Origin of the sequence: Pseudomonas sp. KK4 (genome assembly GCF_001984065.1) — a bacterium.
Taxonomy (GTDB): domain Bacteria; phylum Pseudomonadota; class Gammaproteobacteria; order Pseudomonadales; family Pseudomonadaceae; genus Aquipseudomonas.
This window is the reverse complement of the sequence record NZ_LYVP01000059.1, coordinates 1-15,713: the sequence shown is the minus strand read 5'-3', so window position 1 is coordinate 15,713 and position 15,713 is coordinate 1. Positions and strand designations below refer to the sequence as shown.

The following is a 15,713-nucleotide window of genomic DNA, read 5'->3' as shown; positions in this document are numbered from 1 at the left end:
ATTGCGGGCGAGACTCGCGCCTACGAGTATGAGGCCGCTCTCACATCGGTGAACGACTCCATGCATGTAGGAGCGAGGCTTGCCCGCGAAGAGGCCATCACTGACTGCACACCCCCCCGAAAACGACAAAGGCCACCCGAAGGTGGCCTTTGTTTGGTAAAGCGTCAGTTAAGCGCGAGGCTTACTTGACAGCCCAACCGGTCAGCTCGGCCAAGGCCTTGCCGATGTCTGCCAGCGAACGCACGGTTTTAACGCCTGCGTCTTGCAGAGCAGCGAATTTCTCGTCTGCAGTGCCTTTGCCGCCAGAGATGATTGCGCCAGCATGGCCCATGCGCTTGCCCGGAGGAGCAGTCACACCAGCGATGTAGGAAACAACCGGCTTGGTCACGTGTGCCTTGATGTAGGCAGCCGCTTCTTCTTCAGCCGAACCGCCGATCTCACCGATCATGACGATCGCTTCAGTCTTCGGGTCTTCCTGGAACAGCTTCAGGATGTCGATGAAGTTCGAACCAGGGATCGGGTCACCGCCGATGCCGACGCAAGTCGACTGACCGAAACCGGCGTCAGTGGTCTGCTTAACAGCTTCGTAGGTCAGGGTGCCGGAACGGGAAACGATACCGACCTTGCCTGGCAAGTGAATGTGACCTGGCATGATGCCGATCTTGCATTCGCCTGGAGTGATCACGCCTGGGCAGTTAGGGCCGATCAGGGTAACACCCAGCTCGTCGCACTTAACTTTAGCGTCCAGCATGTCCAGGGTAGGAATTCCTTCGGTGATGCAGACGATCAGCTTGATGCCGCCGAAAGCCGCTTCCAGGATCGAATCCTTGCAGAAAGGAGCCGGAACGTAGATCACGCTGGCGGTGGCGCCAGTGGCCGCTACGGCGTCTTTCACGGTGTTGAACACTGGCAGACCCAGGTGCTCGGTGCCGCCTTTGCCCGGCGTTACGCCACCGACCATCTTGGTGCCATATTCGATGGCTTGCTGGGTGTGGAAACTACCTTGCGAACCGGTAATGCCCTGGCAGATAACTTTGGTGTCTTTATTGATCAGGACGCTCATTATTTGCCCTCCGCAGCTTTGACAACTTGTTGAGCAGCGTCGGTCAGGCTGGTAGCAGCGATGATGTTCAAACCGCTTTCTGCCAGTACTTTAGCGCCCAGCTCAGCGTTGTTGCCTTCAAGGCGAACAACAACCGGGATTTTCACGCCGACTTCTTTCACTGCACCGATGATGCCTTCGGCAATCATGTCGCAACGAACGATGCCGCCGAAGATGTTAACCAGTACTGCAGCGACGTTGGTGTCGGACAGAATGATTTTGAAAGCTTCGGTAACGCGTTCTTTGGTAGCACCGCCGCCCACGTCGAGGAAGTTGGCTGGCTTGCCGCCGTGCAGGTTGACGATGTCCATGGTACCCATGGCCAGGCCAGCACCGTTGACCATGCAACCGATGTTGCCTTCCAGCGCTACGTAGTTCAGTTCGAACTTGGCAGCGTGCGCTTCGCGCGGATCGTCCTGCGACGGATCGTGGAAAGTCTTCAGCTTTGGCTGACGGTACATGGCGTTGGCGTCGATGTTGATCTTGGCGTCCAGGCAGTGCAGATCGCCGTCAGCCTTGATCACCAGCGGGTTCACTTCCAGCAGGGCCAGATCGTGATCCTGGAACAGTTTGGCCAGACCGACGAAGATCTTGGCGAACTGGGCAACTTGCTTGCCTTCCAGACCCAACTGGAATGCCAGCTCGCGACCCTGGAATGGCTGAGCGCCAACCAGTGGATCGATAGTGGCCTTCAGAATTTTTTCTGGAGTGTCGTGAGCGATTTTCTCGATGTCCACGCCACCTTCGGTGGAAGCCATGAACACGATGCGACGGCTCGAACGGTCAACGACAGCGCCCAGGTACAGCTCTTTAGCGATATCAGTGCACGATTCAACCAGGATCTTGGTGACTGGCTGACCATTGGCGTCAGTCTGGTAAGTCACCAGACGCTTGCCCAGCCACTGCTGTGCGAAGGCTTTGGCGTCTTCTTTGTTGCGAACCAGCTTTACGCCGCCCGCTTTACCGCGACCACCGGCGTGGACCTGGGCTTTGACAACCCACTCGCTGCCGCCGATTTTGTCGCAAGCTTCTGCTGCTGCTTCCGGGGTGTCTACCGCGTAACCGGTGGATACTGGCAGGCCGTACTCAGCGAACAGCTGCTTACCCTGATACTCGTGAAGATTCATGCTTATTACCGTCTTCGTTAGGTACTGCGCATTCGGTGCTGCACTCGTTGAAGTGCCGCACCACCTGTGACTGCTGCTTGCGTAGCCTTTCCGGATACCCGGTGCAGCTACGCAAGACTGCGTCCAGCGGACATTCCGCGGTGAGTCTTGCGCGCAAGGCTCACGACGGGCCGATACCGCCGTGGTTTCTTATTGTGTCTTAACGCTTCTTGCGGTTGGCGATGTGGATGGCGCCGCCATTCACAGCCAGAGCTGCTTCGTGCAAGGCTTCGGACAGGGTTGGATGGGAGAAAACCATCATGCCCAGGTCTTCAGCGCTGGTGCCGAATTCCATACCGATTGCGCCCTGTTGAACCAGTTCCGCAGCGCTTGGGCCAATCACGTGGACGCCCAATACGCGGTCAGTCTTGGCATCTGCGATGACCTTGACGAAACCGCCGGTGTCGTTGGCAGCCATGGCACGGCCAGAGGCTGCGAACGGGAAGGTGCCGACGTTAACTTCTACGCCTTCAGCTTTCAAGGCCTGTTCGGTTTTACCGACCCACGCGATTTCCGGGTGAGTATAAATAACCGAAGGGATCAGGTCATAGTTCATCTGGGCTTTGTGGCCCTTGATGCGCTCGACGACCATGATGCCCTCTTCCGAGGCCTTGTGCGCCAGCATCATGCCGCGAACCACGTCACCGATGGCGTAGACGCCCGGTACGGTGGTGGCGCAGTGATCGTCAACGTGCACGAAACCGCGCTCGTCCAGGGTCACGCCGCAATCGGCAGCCAGCAGATCAGTGGTCACTGGACGGCGACCAACGGCAACGATCAGCTTGTCGAACGTGATGTTCTGTTCGCCGTTGGCATCGGTGTAGTTCACGACGACTTCGTCGCCGTTCACTTTGGAGCCGGTCACGCGAGCGCCCAGCTTGATGTCCAGGCCCTGTTTGGTCAGGGTTTTCAGCGCTTCCTTGGAAACAGCGGTGTCGGCTGCCATCAGGAAAGTGTCCAGGGCTTCCAGGACAGTCACTTCTGCACCCAGACGCGACCAGACCGAACCCAGTTCCAGACCGATCACGCCAGCGCCGATCACGCCCAGACGCTTGGGTACGGATTGGAATTCCAGGGCGCCGGTGGAGTCGACGATCACATTCTGGTCGACCGGAGCCGGTGGAATGTCGATCGGACGCGAGCCTGGCGCCAGGATCACGTTTTCGGCTTCGATGACTTCAACCGAACCGTCAGGCTTGGTGACTTCGACTTTCTTGCCGGCCAGCAGTTTGCCGTGGCCCTGAATCGAAGTAACGCCGTTGGCCTTGAACAGGGTGGCAACGCCGGAGGTCAGGCCTTTGACGATGTTGGCCTTGCGGCCGACCATGGCTGGCACGTCCATGGTCACGCCAGCGTGGTTGATACCATGGATCGCAAAGCCGTCCTGCGCTTCGTGGAATTTCCACGAGCTGTCCAGCAGGGCCTTGGACGGAATGCAACCGACGTTCAGGCAGGTACCGCCCAGCGCCAGTTTGCCTTCCTTGTCGGTGTACTTCTCGATGCAGGCAGTCGAAAGACCCAGCTGGGCGGCCTTGATGGCAGCCACGTAACCGCCAGGGCCGGCACCGATCACTACTACGTCAAATTTCTGTGACATTCAAAAAATCCTCTTTAGCGAAAAGCTTCAAGCCGCAAGCTGCAAGCCAGGCTGCGTTTTCATGCAGCCTGAAGCTTGCAGCTCATGGCTGCTTCTATCAGATATCCAGCAACAGACGAGCCGGATCTTCCAGCAGGTTCTTGATGGTCACCAGGAAGGTTACAGCTTCTTTGCCATCGATCAGACGGTGATCGTAGGACAGTGCCAGGTACATCATCGGACGGATAACGACTTGGCCGTTGATCGCCATAGGACGCTGGATGATGTTGTGCATGCCCAGGATCGCAGCCTGCGGCGGGTTGACGATCGGGGTCGACATCATCGAACCGAAGGTACCGCCGTTGGTGATGGTGAACGTGCCGCCGGTCATTTCTTCCATCGACAGTTTGCCGTCACGGGCTTTCTTGCCGAAAGTGGCGATGCCGCCTTCGATTTCAGCCAGGCTCATCAGTTCGGCGTTACGCAGAACCGGTACGACCAGACCGCGATCGCTGGAAACAGCGACACCGACGTCAGCGTAGCCGTGGTAAACGATGTCGGCACCGTCGATCGACGCGTTGACAGCCGGGAAGCGCTTGAGCGCTTCGGTGGCCGCTTTCACGAAGAACGACATGAAGCCCAGGCGCACGCCGTTGTGGGACTTCTCGAACAGGTCCTTGTACTTCGAACGCAGGGCCATGACTTCGGTCATGTCCACTTCGTTGAACGTGGTCAGCATCGCCATGTTCGACTGAGCTTCAACCAGACGCTCGGCAACCTTGGCACGCAGGCGGGTCATCGGAACGCGTTTCTCGACGCGGTCACCGGCAGCGAACACCGGAGCGGCAGCGGCAGGAGCAGCAGCCTTGGCAGGCGCGGCGGCTGGAGCGGCTTTCTTGGCGGCAACGGCTGCAACCACGTCTTCCTTGGTCACACGACCGCCTTTGCCGGTACCGGCAACGGAAGCGATGTTGATGCCGTTTTCTTCAGCCAGCTTGCGAGCAGCCGGTGCAGCAACAGGATCGTCTTCGCCTTCGGCGGCAGGAGCAGCAGCTTGAGCAGCGGCAGCCGGAGCAGCAGCGACTGGGGCGGCAGCAGCGCCGCCCTCTTCGATGGAGCCCAGGACTTCGTCGGACAGAACGGTGTCGCCTTCGCCCTTGACGATTGCGCCCAGAACGCCGTCGGCCGTGGCCAACACTTCCAGGACAACCTTGTCGGTTTCGATGTCGACGATCAGTTCGTCACGCTTGACGGCCTCGCCCGGCTTTTTGTGCCAGGTAGCAACGGTGCCGTCGGCAACCGATTCCGGGAAAGTGGGGGCTTTGATTTCGATAGCCATTATCTGTGGGTCCTTAAATTCGGTTTCAGGTGCGCGAAGGCGTTAAACAGTAAAGGCCGCTTGCAGCAGTTGTTCCTGCTGTTCGGCGTGCATCGATGCGTAACCGCATGCCGGTGCAGCAGAAGCCTCACGGCCCGCGTACTCGAGTACGAGAGACTTGTTGAGGTTGCTGATGCTGCGACGCATGTGGTGTTGGCTGCAGTACCACGCGCCCTGGTTCATCGGCTCTTCCTGGCACCAGACGGCATGCTTGGCGTTGGTGTAAGGAGCCAGGACTTCTTTCAAGTCGTCCTCAGGGAACGGATACAACTGTTCGATACGCACGATGGCGATATCGTCACGGCCTTCGGCACGGCGTTTTTCCAGCAGGTCGTAGTAGACCTTGCCGCTACACAGAACCACGCGCTCGACCTTTTTCGGGTCCAGGGCATCGATTTCCGGGATAACGGTCTGGAACGAACCTTCGGCCAGATCTTCCAGCGTCGAGATGGCCAGCTTGTGACGCAGCAGCGACTTCGGAGTCAGCACTACCAGAGGCTTGCGCAGCGGGCGAATCACCTGACGGCGCAGCAAGTGGTAGATCTGAGCCGGCGTCGTCGGCAGGCATACCTGGATGTTGTGCTCGGCGCACAGCTGCAGGTAACGCTCCAGACGAGCCGAGGAGTGCTCCGGCCCCTGACCTTCATAACCGTGCGGCAGCAGCATGGTCAGACCGCACAGACGGCCCCACTTGTGCTCGCCACTGGTGATGAACTGGTCGATGACCACCTGGGCACCGTTGGCAAAGTCGCCGAACTGGGCTTCCCAGATAACCAGGGCATTGGGCGTGGTGGTCGAGTAACCGTACTCGAACGCCAGCACCGCTTCTTCGGAAAGGAACGAGTCGTACAGGTCGAAGCGCGGCTGACCGTCGTACAGGTTCTGCAACGGGATGTAGGTGCCCGCGTCCTTCTGGTTGTGCAACACGGCATGACGGTGCGAGAACGTACCGCGGCCGATGTCCTGGCCGGTCATGCGGATCGGGTGACCTTCGAACGCCAGGGTCGCGTACGCCATGGTTTCGGCGTAACCCCAGTTGATCGGCAGGCCGCCGGCTTGCATTTTCTGGCGGTCTTCGTAGATCTTCGCAACCTGGCGCTGAACCACGAAGCCTTCCGGAATTTCCAGCAGCTTGGCGGACAGTTCCTGCAGGGTCTTGAGATCGAAGCGAGTGTCGTGACGCGCGGTCCAGGCGTGGCCCAGGTACGGACGCCAGTCCACGAACAGCTCTTTGTTCGGCTCTTTGACCAGGCTTTTCACTACGTGCAGACCGTTGTCCAGCGCGTTGCGGTATTCGTCGACTTTCGCCTGAACACGCTCTGCGTCCAGCACACCGCTCTGGGTCAGACGATCGGCGTACAGCTCACGGGTGGTGCGCTGCTTGGTGATCTGCTGATACATCAGAGGCTGGGTGCCGCTTGGTTCATCGGCCTCGTTGTGGCCGCGACGACGGTAGCAGAACATGTCGATGACCACGTCACGCTTGAACTGCATGCGGTAGTCGATGGCCAGTTGGGTCACGAACAACACGGCTTCCGGATCATCGCCATTCACATGGAGGATCGGCGCCTGGATCATTTTCGCAACATCGGTCGCGTACTCGGTGGAGCGCGCGTCCAGCGGGTTGCTGATGGTGAAACCGACCTGGTTGTTGATCACGATGTGCACGGTACCGCCGGTCTTGAAACCGCGGGTTTGCGACATCTGGAAGGTTTCCATGACCACGCCCTGACCTGCGATGGCAGCGTCACCGTGGATGGAGATCGGCAGAACCTTCTCACCGGTAGGGTCGTTGCGACGATCCTGACGGGCACGCACCGAACCCTCGACCACTGGCGATACGATTTCCAGGTGGGACGGGTTGAAAGCCATGGCCAGGTGAACTTCACCGCCGGTGGTCATGACGTTGGACGAGAAGCCCTGGTGGTATTTAACGTCACCTGAACCCAGCTCGACCTTCTTCTTGCCTTCGAACTCGTCGAACAGCTCGCGCGGGTTCTTGCCGAAGGTATTGACCAGTACGTTCAGACGGCCACGGTGAGCCATGCCGATGACGATTTCCTTGGTGCCGTAGGAACCGGAACGCTGGATCAGCTCGTCGAGCATCGGAATCAGGCTTTCGCCGCCTTCCAGGCCGAAACGCTTGGTGCCCGGGTATTTGGTACCCAGGTATTTTTCCAGGCCTTCACCGGCGGTCACTCGCTCAAGCAAATGGCTCTTGATGTCGGCGGAGTACGTCGGACGACCACGCACGCTTTCCAGACGCTGCTGGAACCACTGGCGCTGCTCGGAATCGGTGATGTGCGTAAATTCAGCGCCGATGGTGCGGCAATATGTCTGCTGCAACGCTTCGTGAATTTCGCGTAGGCTCGCTTCCTCTTTGCCGATGAACAGGTCGCCGGCACGGAAGGTCGTATCAAGATCGGCATTGGTCAAGCCGTAATGATTGATCGACAGGTCTGCAGGTGCAGGACGCTGCCACAGCCCCAGCGGGTCAAGCTGGGCTGCCTGGTGGCCACGCATACGGTAGGCCTGGATCAATCGCAGCACTTCAACTTGCTTCTTCTCGTGCTCACTGCTCACGCTGCCGGCGGAAACCGGTTGGGCGCGGCGCTGGTTCTTTGCCAGCAACACGAAATGATCGCGAATCGTAGAGTGCGAAACATCGGTGGCAGAGCTGCCGTCAGCAGGCAACTTCTGGAAGTAGGTGCGCCACTCTTCTGGCACAGCGTTAGGGTCGTGCAGGTAGAGCTCATAAAGCTCTTCCACATAGGCAGCGTTTCCACCTGAAAGGTGGGCACTGTTCCACATGCGCTGCATCACGCTTTCTTGCATGCTTGGTCACCCTCGGTTAGGGGAACACCATCGGCGTCGACACCGAGCAAACTTGCAGAAGTCCGAATGCAGCGACCAAAACAAGCCACTTAGGATCACGCTGATAGTCCGGGTACCAGCCCGGATGCCCCTGCTTGTCTCATTTCTTCAAAATAAGAGCCGCAGCCTTTTGGGCTGCTGCTCAGGTTAAAACTACGGCGCCGGTTGAAGCCTGCGCCGCAGCATCTACGGGTACTACGGGTACAGCAGCTGAATCACACGCCGCTCGAGAGCAGCATGTTACGGATGTGACCGATGGCCTTAGTCGGGTTCAGGCCTTTCGGACAAACGTTGACGCAGTTCATGATCCCGCGGCAGCGGAATACGCTGAACGGGTCATCCAGCGAAGCCAGACGCTCGGACGTCTTGGTGTCGCGGCTGTCTGCCAGGAAGCGATACGCTTGCAGCAGGGCAGCTGGACCCAGGAACTTGTCCGGGTTCCACCAGAAGGACGGGCACGAGGTCGAGCAGCAGGCGCACAGGATGCACTCGTACAGACCGTCGAGCTTTTCACGCTCTTCAGGGGACTGCAGGCGCTCGATGGCCGGAGCCGGCGTGTCGTTCTGCAGGAATGGCTTCACCTTCTCGTATTGCTTGTAGAAGATGCTCATATCGACGACCAGGTCACGGATCACCGGCAAACCTGGCAGCGGACGAACGATCAGCTTGTTGCCCTTGACCACGGCGGACAGCGGCGTGATGCACGCCAGGCCGTTCTTGCCGTTGATGTTCATGCCGTCGGAACCGCAGACGCCTTCACGGCAGGAACGACGGTAGGAGAAACCTTCGTCCTGCTCTTTGATCAGCGCGAGCACGTCCAGCACCATCAGGTCCTTACCACCGGTATCGACCTGGAATTCCTGCATGAACGGCGCTGCGTCCTGATCTGGGTTGTAGCGATAAACACTGACTTGCAACATGGCGGTCACCCTTAATAAGTCCGGACTTTAGGTTCGAAAGTCGGAACAGTCTTCGGCGAGAAGTTCACGGCACGCTTGGCAACGCGTTTCTCACCCGGGAAGTACAGGGTGTGGCACAGCCAGTTTTCGTCGTCACGGTCTTCGAAGTCTTCACGGGCGTGAGCGCCGCGGGACTCTTTACGTACTTCCGCGGCGATGGCGGTAGCTTCGGCCACTTCCAGCAGGTTTTGCAGTTCCAGAGCTTCGATACGCGCAGTGTTGAACGCCTGCGACTTGTCGTTGATCTTGACGTTGGCGATGCGCTTGCGCAGATCGGCCAACTGGGCAATACCCTTCTGCATGTATTCGCCGGTACGGAATACACCGAAGTAGTTCTGCATGCAGCTTTGCAGCTCGCGACGCAGGGTCGCCACGTCTTCACCATCGGTACGGCCGTTGAGCGCGTTCAGACGCGACAGGGCAGCTTCGATGTTGGCTTCGGTAGCGTCGTCGTAGTCGATACCGTCGGTCAGCGCCTTCTCCAGGTGCAGGCCGGCAGCGCGGCCGAATACGACCAGGTCGAGCAGCGAGTTGCCGCCCAGACGGTTGGCACCATGCACCGATACGCAAGCCACTTCGCCTACTGCGAACAGGCCCGGGATGATGGTGTCGACGCCTTCGGCGTTCTGGGTGATCGCCTGACCATGAATGTTGGTGGCAACGCCGCCCATCATGTAGTGGCAGGTCGGAACAACCGGAACCGGAGCAACAACCGGGTCAACGTGAGCAAACGTTTTCGACAGCTCGCAGATGCCTGGCAGACGGCTGTGCAGCACTTCCTCGCCCAGGTGGTCGAGCTTGAGCATTACGTGGTCGCCGTTCGGACCGCAGCCGTTACCGGCAATGATCTCTTTAACCATCGAACGGGCAACAACGTCACGACCTGCCAGATCTTTGGCGTTCGGAGCATAACGCTCCATGAAACGCTCGCCGTGCTTGTTGATCAGGTAACCACCTTCACCACGGCAACCTTCTGTAACCAGTACACCGGCGCCGGCGATGCCGGTCGGGTGGAACTGCCACATTTCGATGTCTTGTACCGGAACGCCCGCACGCAGAGCCATGCCGACACCGTCACCGGTGTTGATCAGGGCGTTGGTGGTGGACGCGTAGATGCGGCCTGCACCGCCGGTAGCCAACACGGTGGCCTTGGCGCGGATGTAGGAAGTTTCGCCGGTTTCGATGCAGATCGCGATCACACCGACAAACTCGCCTTCCTGGTTCTTCACCAGGTCGACAGCGTAGTACTCGTTCAGGAACGTGGTACCGGCCTTCAGGTTGCCCTGATAAAGGGTGTGCAGCAGGGCGTGACCGGTACGGTCGGACGCTGCGCAGGTACGGGCAGCCTGGCCGCCTTTACCGTAGTCCTTGGACTGACCGCCGAACGGACGCTGGTAGATGCGGCCGGTTTCGGTACGGGAGAACGGCAGACCCATGTGGTCCAGCTCGAAAACGGCGGCCGGGCCTTCCTGACACATGTATTCGATAGCGTCCTGGTCACCGATGTAGTCGGAGCCCTTGACGGTATCGTACATGTGCCAGCGCCAGTCATCGTTCGGATCCGCCGAGGCGATGGCGCAGGTGATGCCGCCCTGTGCCGAAACGGTGTGCGAGCGGGTCGGGAACACTTTGGTGATCACGGCAGTCTTGTGACCGCCTTGTGCCAGTTGCAGCGCTGCGCGCATGCCGGCGCCGCCACCACCAATGATGATGGCGTCGAAAGAAATCGTTGGAATGTTAGCCATGACTCAGATACCCCAGAGAATCTGCACACCCCAGACGAAGTAAGCGAACATCGCAACGCCGCATACTGCCTGGAAAAGGAAACGTACAGCGGTCGCGGACTTGCCGAACGCCATTGGCGTCAGGTAGTCGGTCGCGATGGTCCACATGCCGACCCAGGCGTGAGCGCCGAGGGCAACCAGGGCCAGGAGGCTGAAGATACGCATCCAGTTATTGGCGAACAGTTCATGCCACTGGGCATACTCAAGGCCTGGGTGGGCGATGATGTATCCGATCAGGAAAATGAAGTAAGCCGCGAGAACGACCGCAGAAACGCGCTGCGCCATCCAGTCATAGAGGCCCGAACGCGACAGGTTCGTGACGTTAGTTACCATATCCAAACTCCTGCCAGAACGATTACCACCACGGAAACGGCGATAACGATTTTCGAGCCCAGCTTGCCGCCTTCCAGCGTCTCACCGATGCCCATGTCCATGATCAAATGGCGCACGCCGGCTACCAGGTGATACAGCAGAGCGGACAGGATGCCCCAAATCACTAGCTTGGCTAGCGGACTGGTCAGACACGCTTTCACCTGACCGAAGCCTTCCTCGGAGCTCAGCGACTTGTCCAATGCATAAAGCATGATGGCAAGGCACACGAAGAGGATGACACCGGAGATACGGTGAAGAATGGACGTGTAAGCAGTGACTGGGAGTTTGATGGTCCTTAGGTCTAGGTTTACAGGTCGTTGGCTTTTCACGGCTTTTTTTTCACACTGAAGAGCCCCTAACAATCAGGGCAAAGTTGTTGGGGAGTGCACTGGTCAGGTAACCACCACCCAGGGAGGCGACCCCCAATAAAGCAAGCCCAAAAGCCCTTGGCGGTCGGTGGCCGAGTATAGACAGTTAGGCTACTAATGACAACGGACATACCGTTCACTGAATGGTGGATTGCGCAAGTCGGATAAAAGGCGTAAACGGCAGGCAATTTCGAGAAAAAAGTCCGGTTAAAGCCTTCTGGAGCAAGACTTTAGGCAAATTGACATTCGAATTTATCTCACTATAGTGGTGCGGGCCCTGCGTGGGGGGTCTGTCTGATGATTTCAAGCATAAATAGGAGGCCACATGGCTGACAAAAAAGCGCAGTTGATCATCGAGGGCGCAGCCCCCGTCGAGCTGCCCATTTTAACCGGCACCGTTGGTCCCGATGTTATCGATGTTCGGGGCTTGACGGCCACGGGCCGCTTCACCTTTGACCCAGGCTTCATGTCGACCGCCTCCTGCGAGTCGAAGATCACCTATATCGACGGCGACAACGGCATCCTGTTGCACCGCGGCTACCCGATCGAACAATTGGCTGAAAAGTCGGACTACCTGGAAACCTGCTACCTGCTGCTCAACGGCGAACTGCCGACCGCAGAACAGAAGGCCCAGTTCGTCAGCACCGTCAAGAACCACACCATGGTTCACGAACAGCTCAAGACCTTCTTCAACGGCTTCCGTCGCGACGCCCACCCAATGGCCGTGATGTGCGGCGTAGTCGGCGCCCTTTCGGCCTTCTACCACGACTCCCTGGACATCAATAACCCGCAGCATCGCGAAATCTCCGCGATCCGCCTGGTTGCCAAGATGCCGACCCTGGCAGCGATGGTTTACAAGTACTCCATGGGCCAACCCATGATGTACCCGCGCAACGACCTGTCGTACGCGGAAAACTTCCTGCACATGATGTTCAACACCCCGTGCGAGATCAAACCGATCAGCCCGGTGCTCGCCAAGGCCATGGACCGGATCTTCATCCTCCATGCCGACCACGAGCAGAACGCCTCGACGTCCACCGTGCGCCTGGCGGGCTCTTCGGGTGCCAACCCGTTCGCCTGTATCGCCGCCGGTATCGCTGCGCTGTGGGGCCCTGCCCACGGCGGCGCAAACGAAGCCGTTCTGACCATGCTCGATGAAATTGGCGATGTCTCGAACATCGACAAGTTCATTGCCAAGGCCAAGGACAAGAACGATCCGTTCAAGCTGATGGGCTTCGGTCACCGCGTTTACAAAAACCGCGACCCACGCGCTACCGTCATGAAGCAGACCTGCGACGAAGTGCTCAAGGAACTGGGCATCCAGAACGATCCGCAACTCGAACTGGCCATGCGCCTGGAAGAGATCGCCCTGACCGACCCGTACTTCATCGAGCGCTCGCTGTACCCGAACGTCGACTTCTACTCGGGGATCATCCTCAAGGCGATCGGCATTCCGACCAGCATGTTCACCGTGATCTTCGCCCTGGCGCGGACCGTCGGCTGGATCTCCCACTGGAAGGAAATGCTCTCCAGCCCGTACAAGATCGGCCGTCCTCGCCAGCTGTACACCGGCTACGAGTCGCGCGACATCACCAAGCTGGAAGACCGCAAGTAAGATTTATCTTGCTGTAGCGTCCTAGCAGTACCGGAAACGGCCTCTATTCCCATAGAGGCCGTTTTTGTTTGTGCGCCAGTTGTGTACATACCCAGCGTCCCCCACCTGCAGGAGCGAACTTGCTCGCGATGGAGACCAACGATTACAGGGGCTACCTGAATACCCAATCATCTGGTCATCTTTTTCGCAAACAGGCTCGCCCAATAGTTTCAGTGCGATAACCGCCCAATAAAAAAATGCCCCGATCTCTCGATCGGGGCATCGTTTCTTGTTGCGTTACTTATATAAAAACATCAAGCCTTAGTGCGAAACCGCCCCACTCGCCCCCAGACCCGTCTGCGAGCGAACGAACTGCGGGAAGAACAGCGCCCGCTCATTATCAGCTGCAGTCGACTTGTCGGTAATCGAGAAGAACCAGATACCGACAAAGGCAATGATCATGGAAAACAGCGCAGGGTACTCGTACGGGAAGATCGCCTTCTCATGATGCAGGATCTGCACCCAGATGGTCGGGCCGAGGATCATCAGGCCCACGGCACTGATCAGGCCCATCCAGCCGCCGATCATCGCGCCACGGGTGGTCAGCTTCTTCCAGTACATGGAGAGCAGCAGGACCGGGAAGTTGCAACTGGCCGCGATGGAGAACGCCAGGCCCACCATGAACGCGATGTTCTGGCTTTCGAACAGGATGCCCAGGGCAATCGCCAGCACCGCCAGGGCGATGGTGGTGATTTTCGAGACGCGAATCTCATCCTTCTCGTTGGCCTTGCCTTTCTTGATCACGCTGGCGTACAGGTCATGGGACACCGCCGACGCACCGGCCAGGGTCAGACCGGCAACCACTGCCAGAATGGTCGCGAACGCTACCGCCGAGATGAAGCCCAGGAAGATGCTGCCACCGACCGCGTTGGCCAGGTGCACCGCGGCCATGTTGTTACCGCCCAGCAACGCACCCGCCGCATCCTTGAACGCAGGGTTGGTGCTGACCAGCAGGATCGCGCCGAAGCCGATGATGAAGGTCAGGATGTAGAAGTAACCAATGAAACCGGTTGCATACAGCACGCTCTTGCGAGCTTCCTTTGCGTCACTCACGGTGAAGAAGCGCATCAGGATGTGCGGCAGGCCAGCGGTACCGAACATCAGTGCCAGGCCAAGAGAGAACGCGGAGACCGGATCTTTCACCAGACCGCCAGGGCTCATGATCGCCTCACCTTTGGGGTGAACCTTGATCGCCTCGGAGAACAGCATGTTGAAGTCGAAGTTGACGTGCTTCATCACCATCAGCGCCATGAACGAAGCGCCGGACAGCAACAGCACAGCCTTGATGATCTGCACCCAGGTGGTGGCCAGCATACCGCCGAACAACACATAGAGGCACATCAGGATGCCCACCAGGATCACCGCAACGTGGTAGTCCAGGCCGAACAGCAGCTGGATCAACTTGCCGGCACCGACCATTTGCGCGATCAGGTAGAACGCCACCACCACCAGCGAACCGCAGGCGGACAGGGAACGGATCTGGGTTTGGCCGAGGCGGTAGGACGCCACGTCGGCAAAGGTGTATTTACCCAGGTTACGCAGACGTTCGGCGATCAGGAACAGAATGATCGGCCAACCCACCAGGAAGCCGATCGAATAGATCAGGCCATCGTAGCCGGAGGTGAATACCAGGGCGGAAATACCCAGGAAGGACGCCGCCGACATGTAGTCACCGGCAATCGCCAGACCGTTCTGGAAACCGGTGATCTTGCCGCCCGCCGCATAGTAGTCGGAGGCCGACTTGTTTTTCTTCGATGCCCAGTAGGTGATGCACAGGGTTGCACCAACGAATACGACGAACATCAGAATCGCGGAAACGTTGAGCGGTTGTTTCTGCACGGCCCCGGTCAGGGCGTCAGCCGCCCAGGCGCCCGGTGCAAAGGCTGCGATGCCCAGTAGAGCCATTAGACGCCGGATCATTGCTGAGCCTCCTTGAGAATCGCATTGTTCAGGTCGTCGAATTCGCCGTTGGCGCGTCGTACGTAGATACCGGTCAGGATAAAGGCCGAGACAATCAGCCCGACACCGATCGGGATGCCCCAGGTAATCGAAGACCCTGGGCTGAGTTTTGCCCCCAGTATCTGCGGCCCGTAAGCGATCAGAAGGATGAATCCGGAGTAAAGCCCTAGCATGATCGCCGACAGAATCCAGGCGAATCGTTCCCTCTTGCTAACCAGCTCCTTGAAGCGCGGGCTGTTTTGAATCGAGAGGTAAATGCTGTCGTTCATTGTTTTTATCCTCGCAGCACAGATTATTGTTGGAACGTTATCCACTCTATGCGGCTGCGAGCCAGGTTCCAGACGACCTTAGTATTAGAACGACATGACAAAACTGCCAATTGCAGGAGCGAGCTCGCTCACCGCGATTTTCCAGATTCCCACAAACAAATGTGGGAGCGGGCTTGCTCGCGAAGGCGCCAGGTCAGCCATTGAATAACTCAACGGACAGACCGCCTTCGCGAGCAAGCCCGCTCCCACAGG

At 58.5% G+C, this 15,713-nt stretch carries 12 protein-coding genes; 1 reads left to right on the top strand and 11 read right to left on the bottom strand.

Features of this window, described 5'->3' with window-relative positions; all coding sequences use genetic code 11:
* Window positions 1-181 precede the first annotated feature (181 nt).
* The 9 genes from sucD to sdhC all read right to left on the bottom strand — a co-directional run bounded on the left by sucD (window position 182) and on the right by sdhC (window position 11,540).
* The gene (gene sucD, locus B0W55_RS18900; protein ID WP_003223019.1) at window positions 182-1,063 is read right to left on the bottom strand and encodes a succinate--CoA ligase subunit alpha; all 882 of its coding nucleotides are present in this window, start codon (window positions 1,061-1,063) and stop codon (window positions 182-184) included.
* Window positions 1,063-2,229, bottom strand: a complete 1,167-nt coding sequence (gene sucC / locus B0W55_RS18895; RefSeq protein WP_003223015.1) for an ADP-forming succinate--CoA ligase subunit beta — start codon at window positions 2,227-2,229, stop codon at window positions 1,063-1,065. The genes sucD and sucC overlap by 1 nt, the downstream gene beginning before the upstream one ends.
* A gap of 199 nt (window positions 2,230-2,428) precedes the next feature.
* Window positions 2,429-3,865: a dihydrolipoyl dehydrogenase gene (gene lpdA / locus B0W55_RS18890; protein ID WP_077047447.1), complete on the bottom strand. Its 1,437-nt coding sequence runs from the start codon at window positions 3,863-3,865 to the stop codon at window positions 2,429-2,431.
* 97 nt (window positions 3,866-3,962) lie between these two features.
* Entirely contained in the window at window positions 3,963-5,183 is a 1,221-nt protein-coding gene (odhB, locus tag B0W55_RS18885) for a 2-oxoglutarate dehydrogenase complex dihydrolipoyllysine-residue succinyltransferase (protein ID WP_077047446.1), read from the bottom strand.
* A gap of 42 nt (window positions 5,184-5,225) precedes the next feature.
* Window positions 5,226-8,057, bottom strand: coding sequence for a 2-oxoglutarate dehydrogenase E1 component (locus tag B0W55_RS18880; protein ID WP_077047445.1), 2,832 nt, complete (start codon window positions 8,055-8,057; stop codon window positions 5,226-5,228).
* 254 nt (window positions 8,058-8,311) lie between these two features.
* Complete coding sequence (locus B0W55_RS18875) at window positions 8,312-9,016, bottom strand: succinate dehydrogenase iron-sulfur subunit (protein ID WP_007959035.1); 705 nt, start codon at window positions 9,014-9,016, stop codon at window positions 8,312-8,314.
* An 11-nt stretch (window positions 9,017-9,027) separates the two neighbouring features.
* The gene (gene sdhA, locus B0W55_RS18870; RefSeq protein WP_077047444.1) at window positions 9,028-10,800 is read right to left on the bottom strand and encodes a succinate dehydrogenase flavoprotein subunit; all 1,773 of its coding nucleotides are present in this window, start codon (window positions 10,798-10,800) and stop codon (window positions 9,028-9,030) included.
* 3 nt (window positions 10,801-10,803) lie between these two features.
* Complete coding sequence (gene sdhD, locus B0W55_RS18865) at window positions 10,804-11,172, bottom strand: succinate dehydrogenase, hydrophobic membrane anchor protein (RefSeq protein ID WP_077047443.1); 369 nt, start codon at window positions 11,170-11,172, stop codon at window positions 10,804-10,806.
* Window positions 11,166-11,540: a succinate dehydrogenase, cytochrome b556 subunit gene (gene sdhC, locus B0W55_RS18860; RefSeq protein ID WP_016773673.1), complete on the bottom strand. Its 375-nt coding sequence runs from the start codon at window positions 11,538-11,540 to the stop codon at window positions 11,166-11,168. The genes sdhD and sdhC overlap by 7 nt, the downstream gene beginning before the upstream one ends.
* 364 nt (window positions 11,541-11,904) lie before the next feature.
* Here sdhC and gltA point away from each other — a divergent pair, with 364 nt between their 5' ends.
* Window positions 11,905-13,194: a citrate synthase gene (gene gltA / locus B0W55_RS18855; protein ID WP_007977501.1), complete on the top strand. Its 1,290-nt coding sequence runs from the start codon at window positions 11,905-11,907 to the stop codon at window positions 13,192-13,194.
* 300 nt (window positions 13,195-13,494) lie between these two features.
* Here the strand turns inward: gltA and B0W55_RS18850 are convergent, their stop codons facing one another.
* Window positions 13,495-15,153, bottom strand: coding sequence for a cation acetate symporter (locus B0W55_RS18850; RefSeq protein ID WP_077047442.1), 1,659 nt, complete (start codon window positions 15,151-15,153; stop codon window positions 13,495-13,497).
* Window positions 15,150-15,461 (bottom strand): DUF485 domain-containing protein, encoded by a 312-nt coding sequence (locus tag B0W55_RS18845; RefSeq protein WP_077047441.1) that lies wholly within the window; start codon window positions 15,459-15,461, stop codon window positions 15,150-15,152. The genes B0W55_RS18850 and B0W55_RS18845 overlap by 4 nt, the downstream gene beginning before the upstream one ends.
* Between the last annotated feature and the right edge of the window lie 252 nt (window positions 15,462-15,713).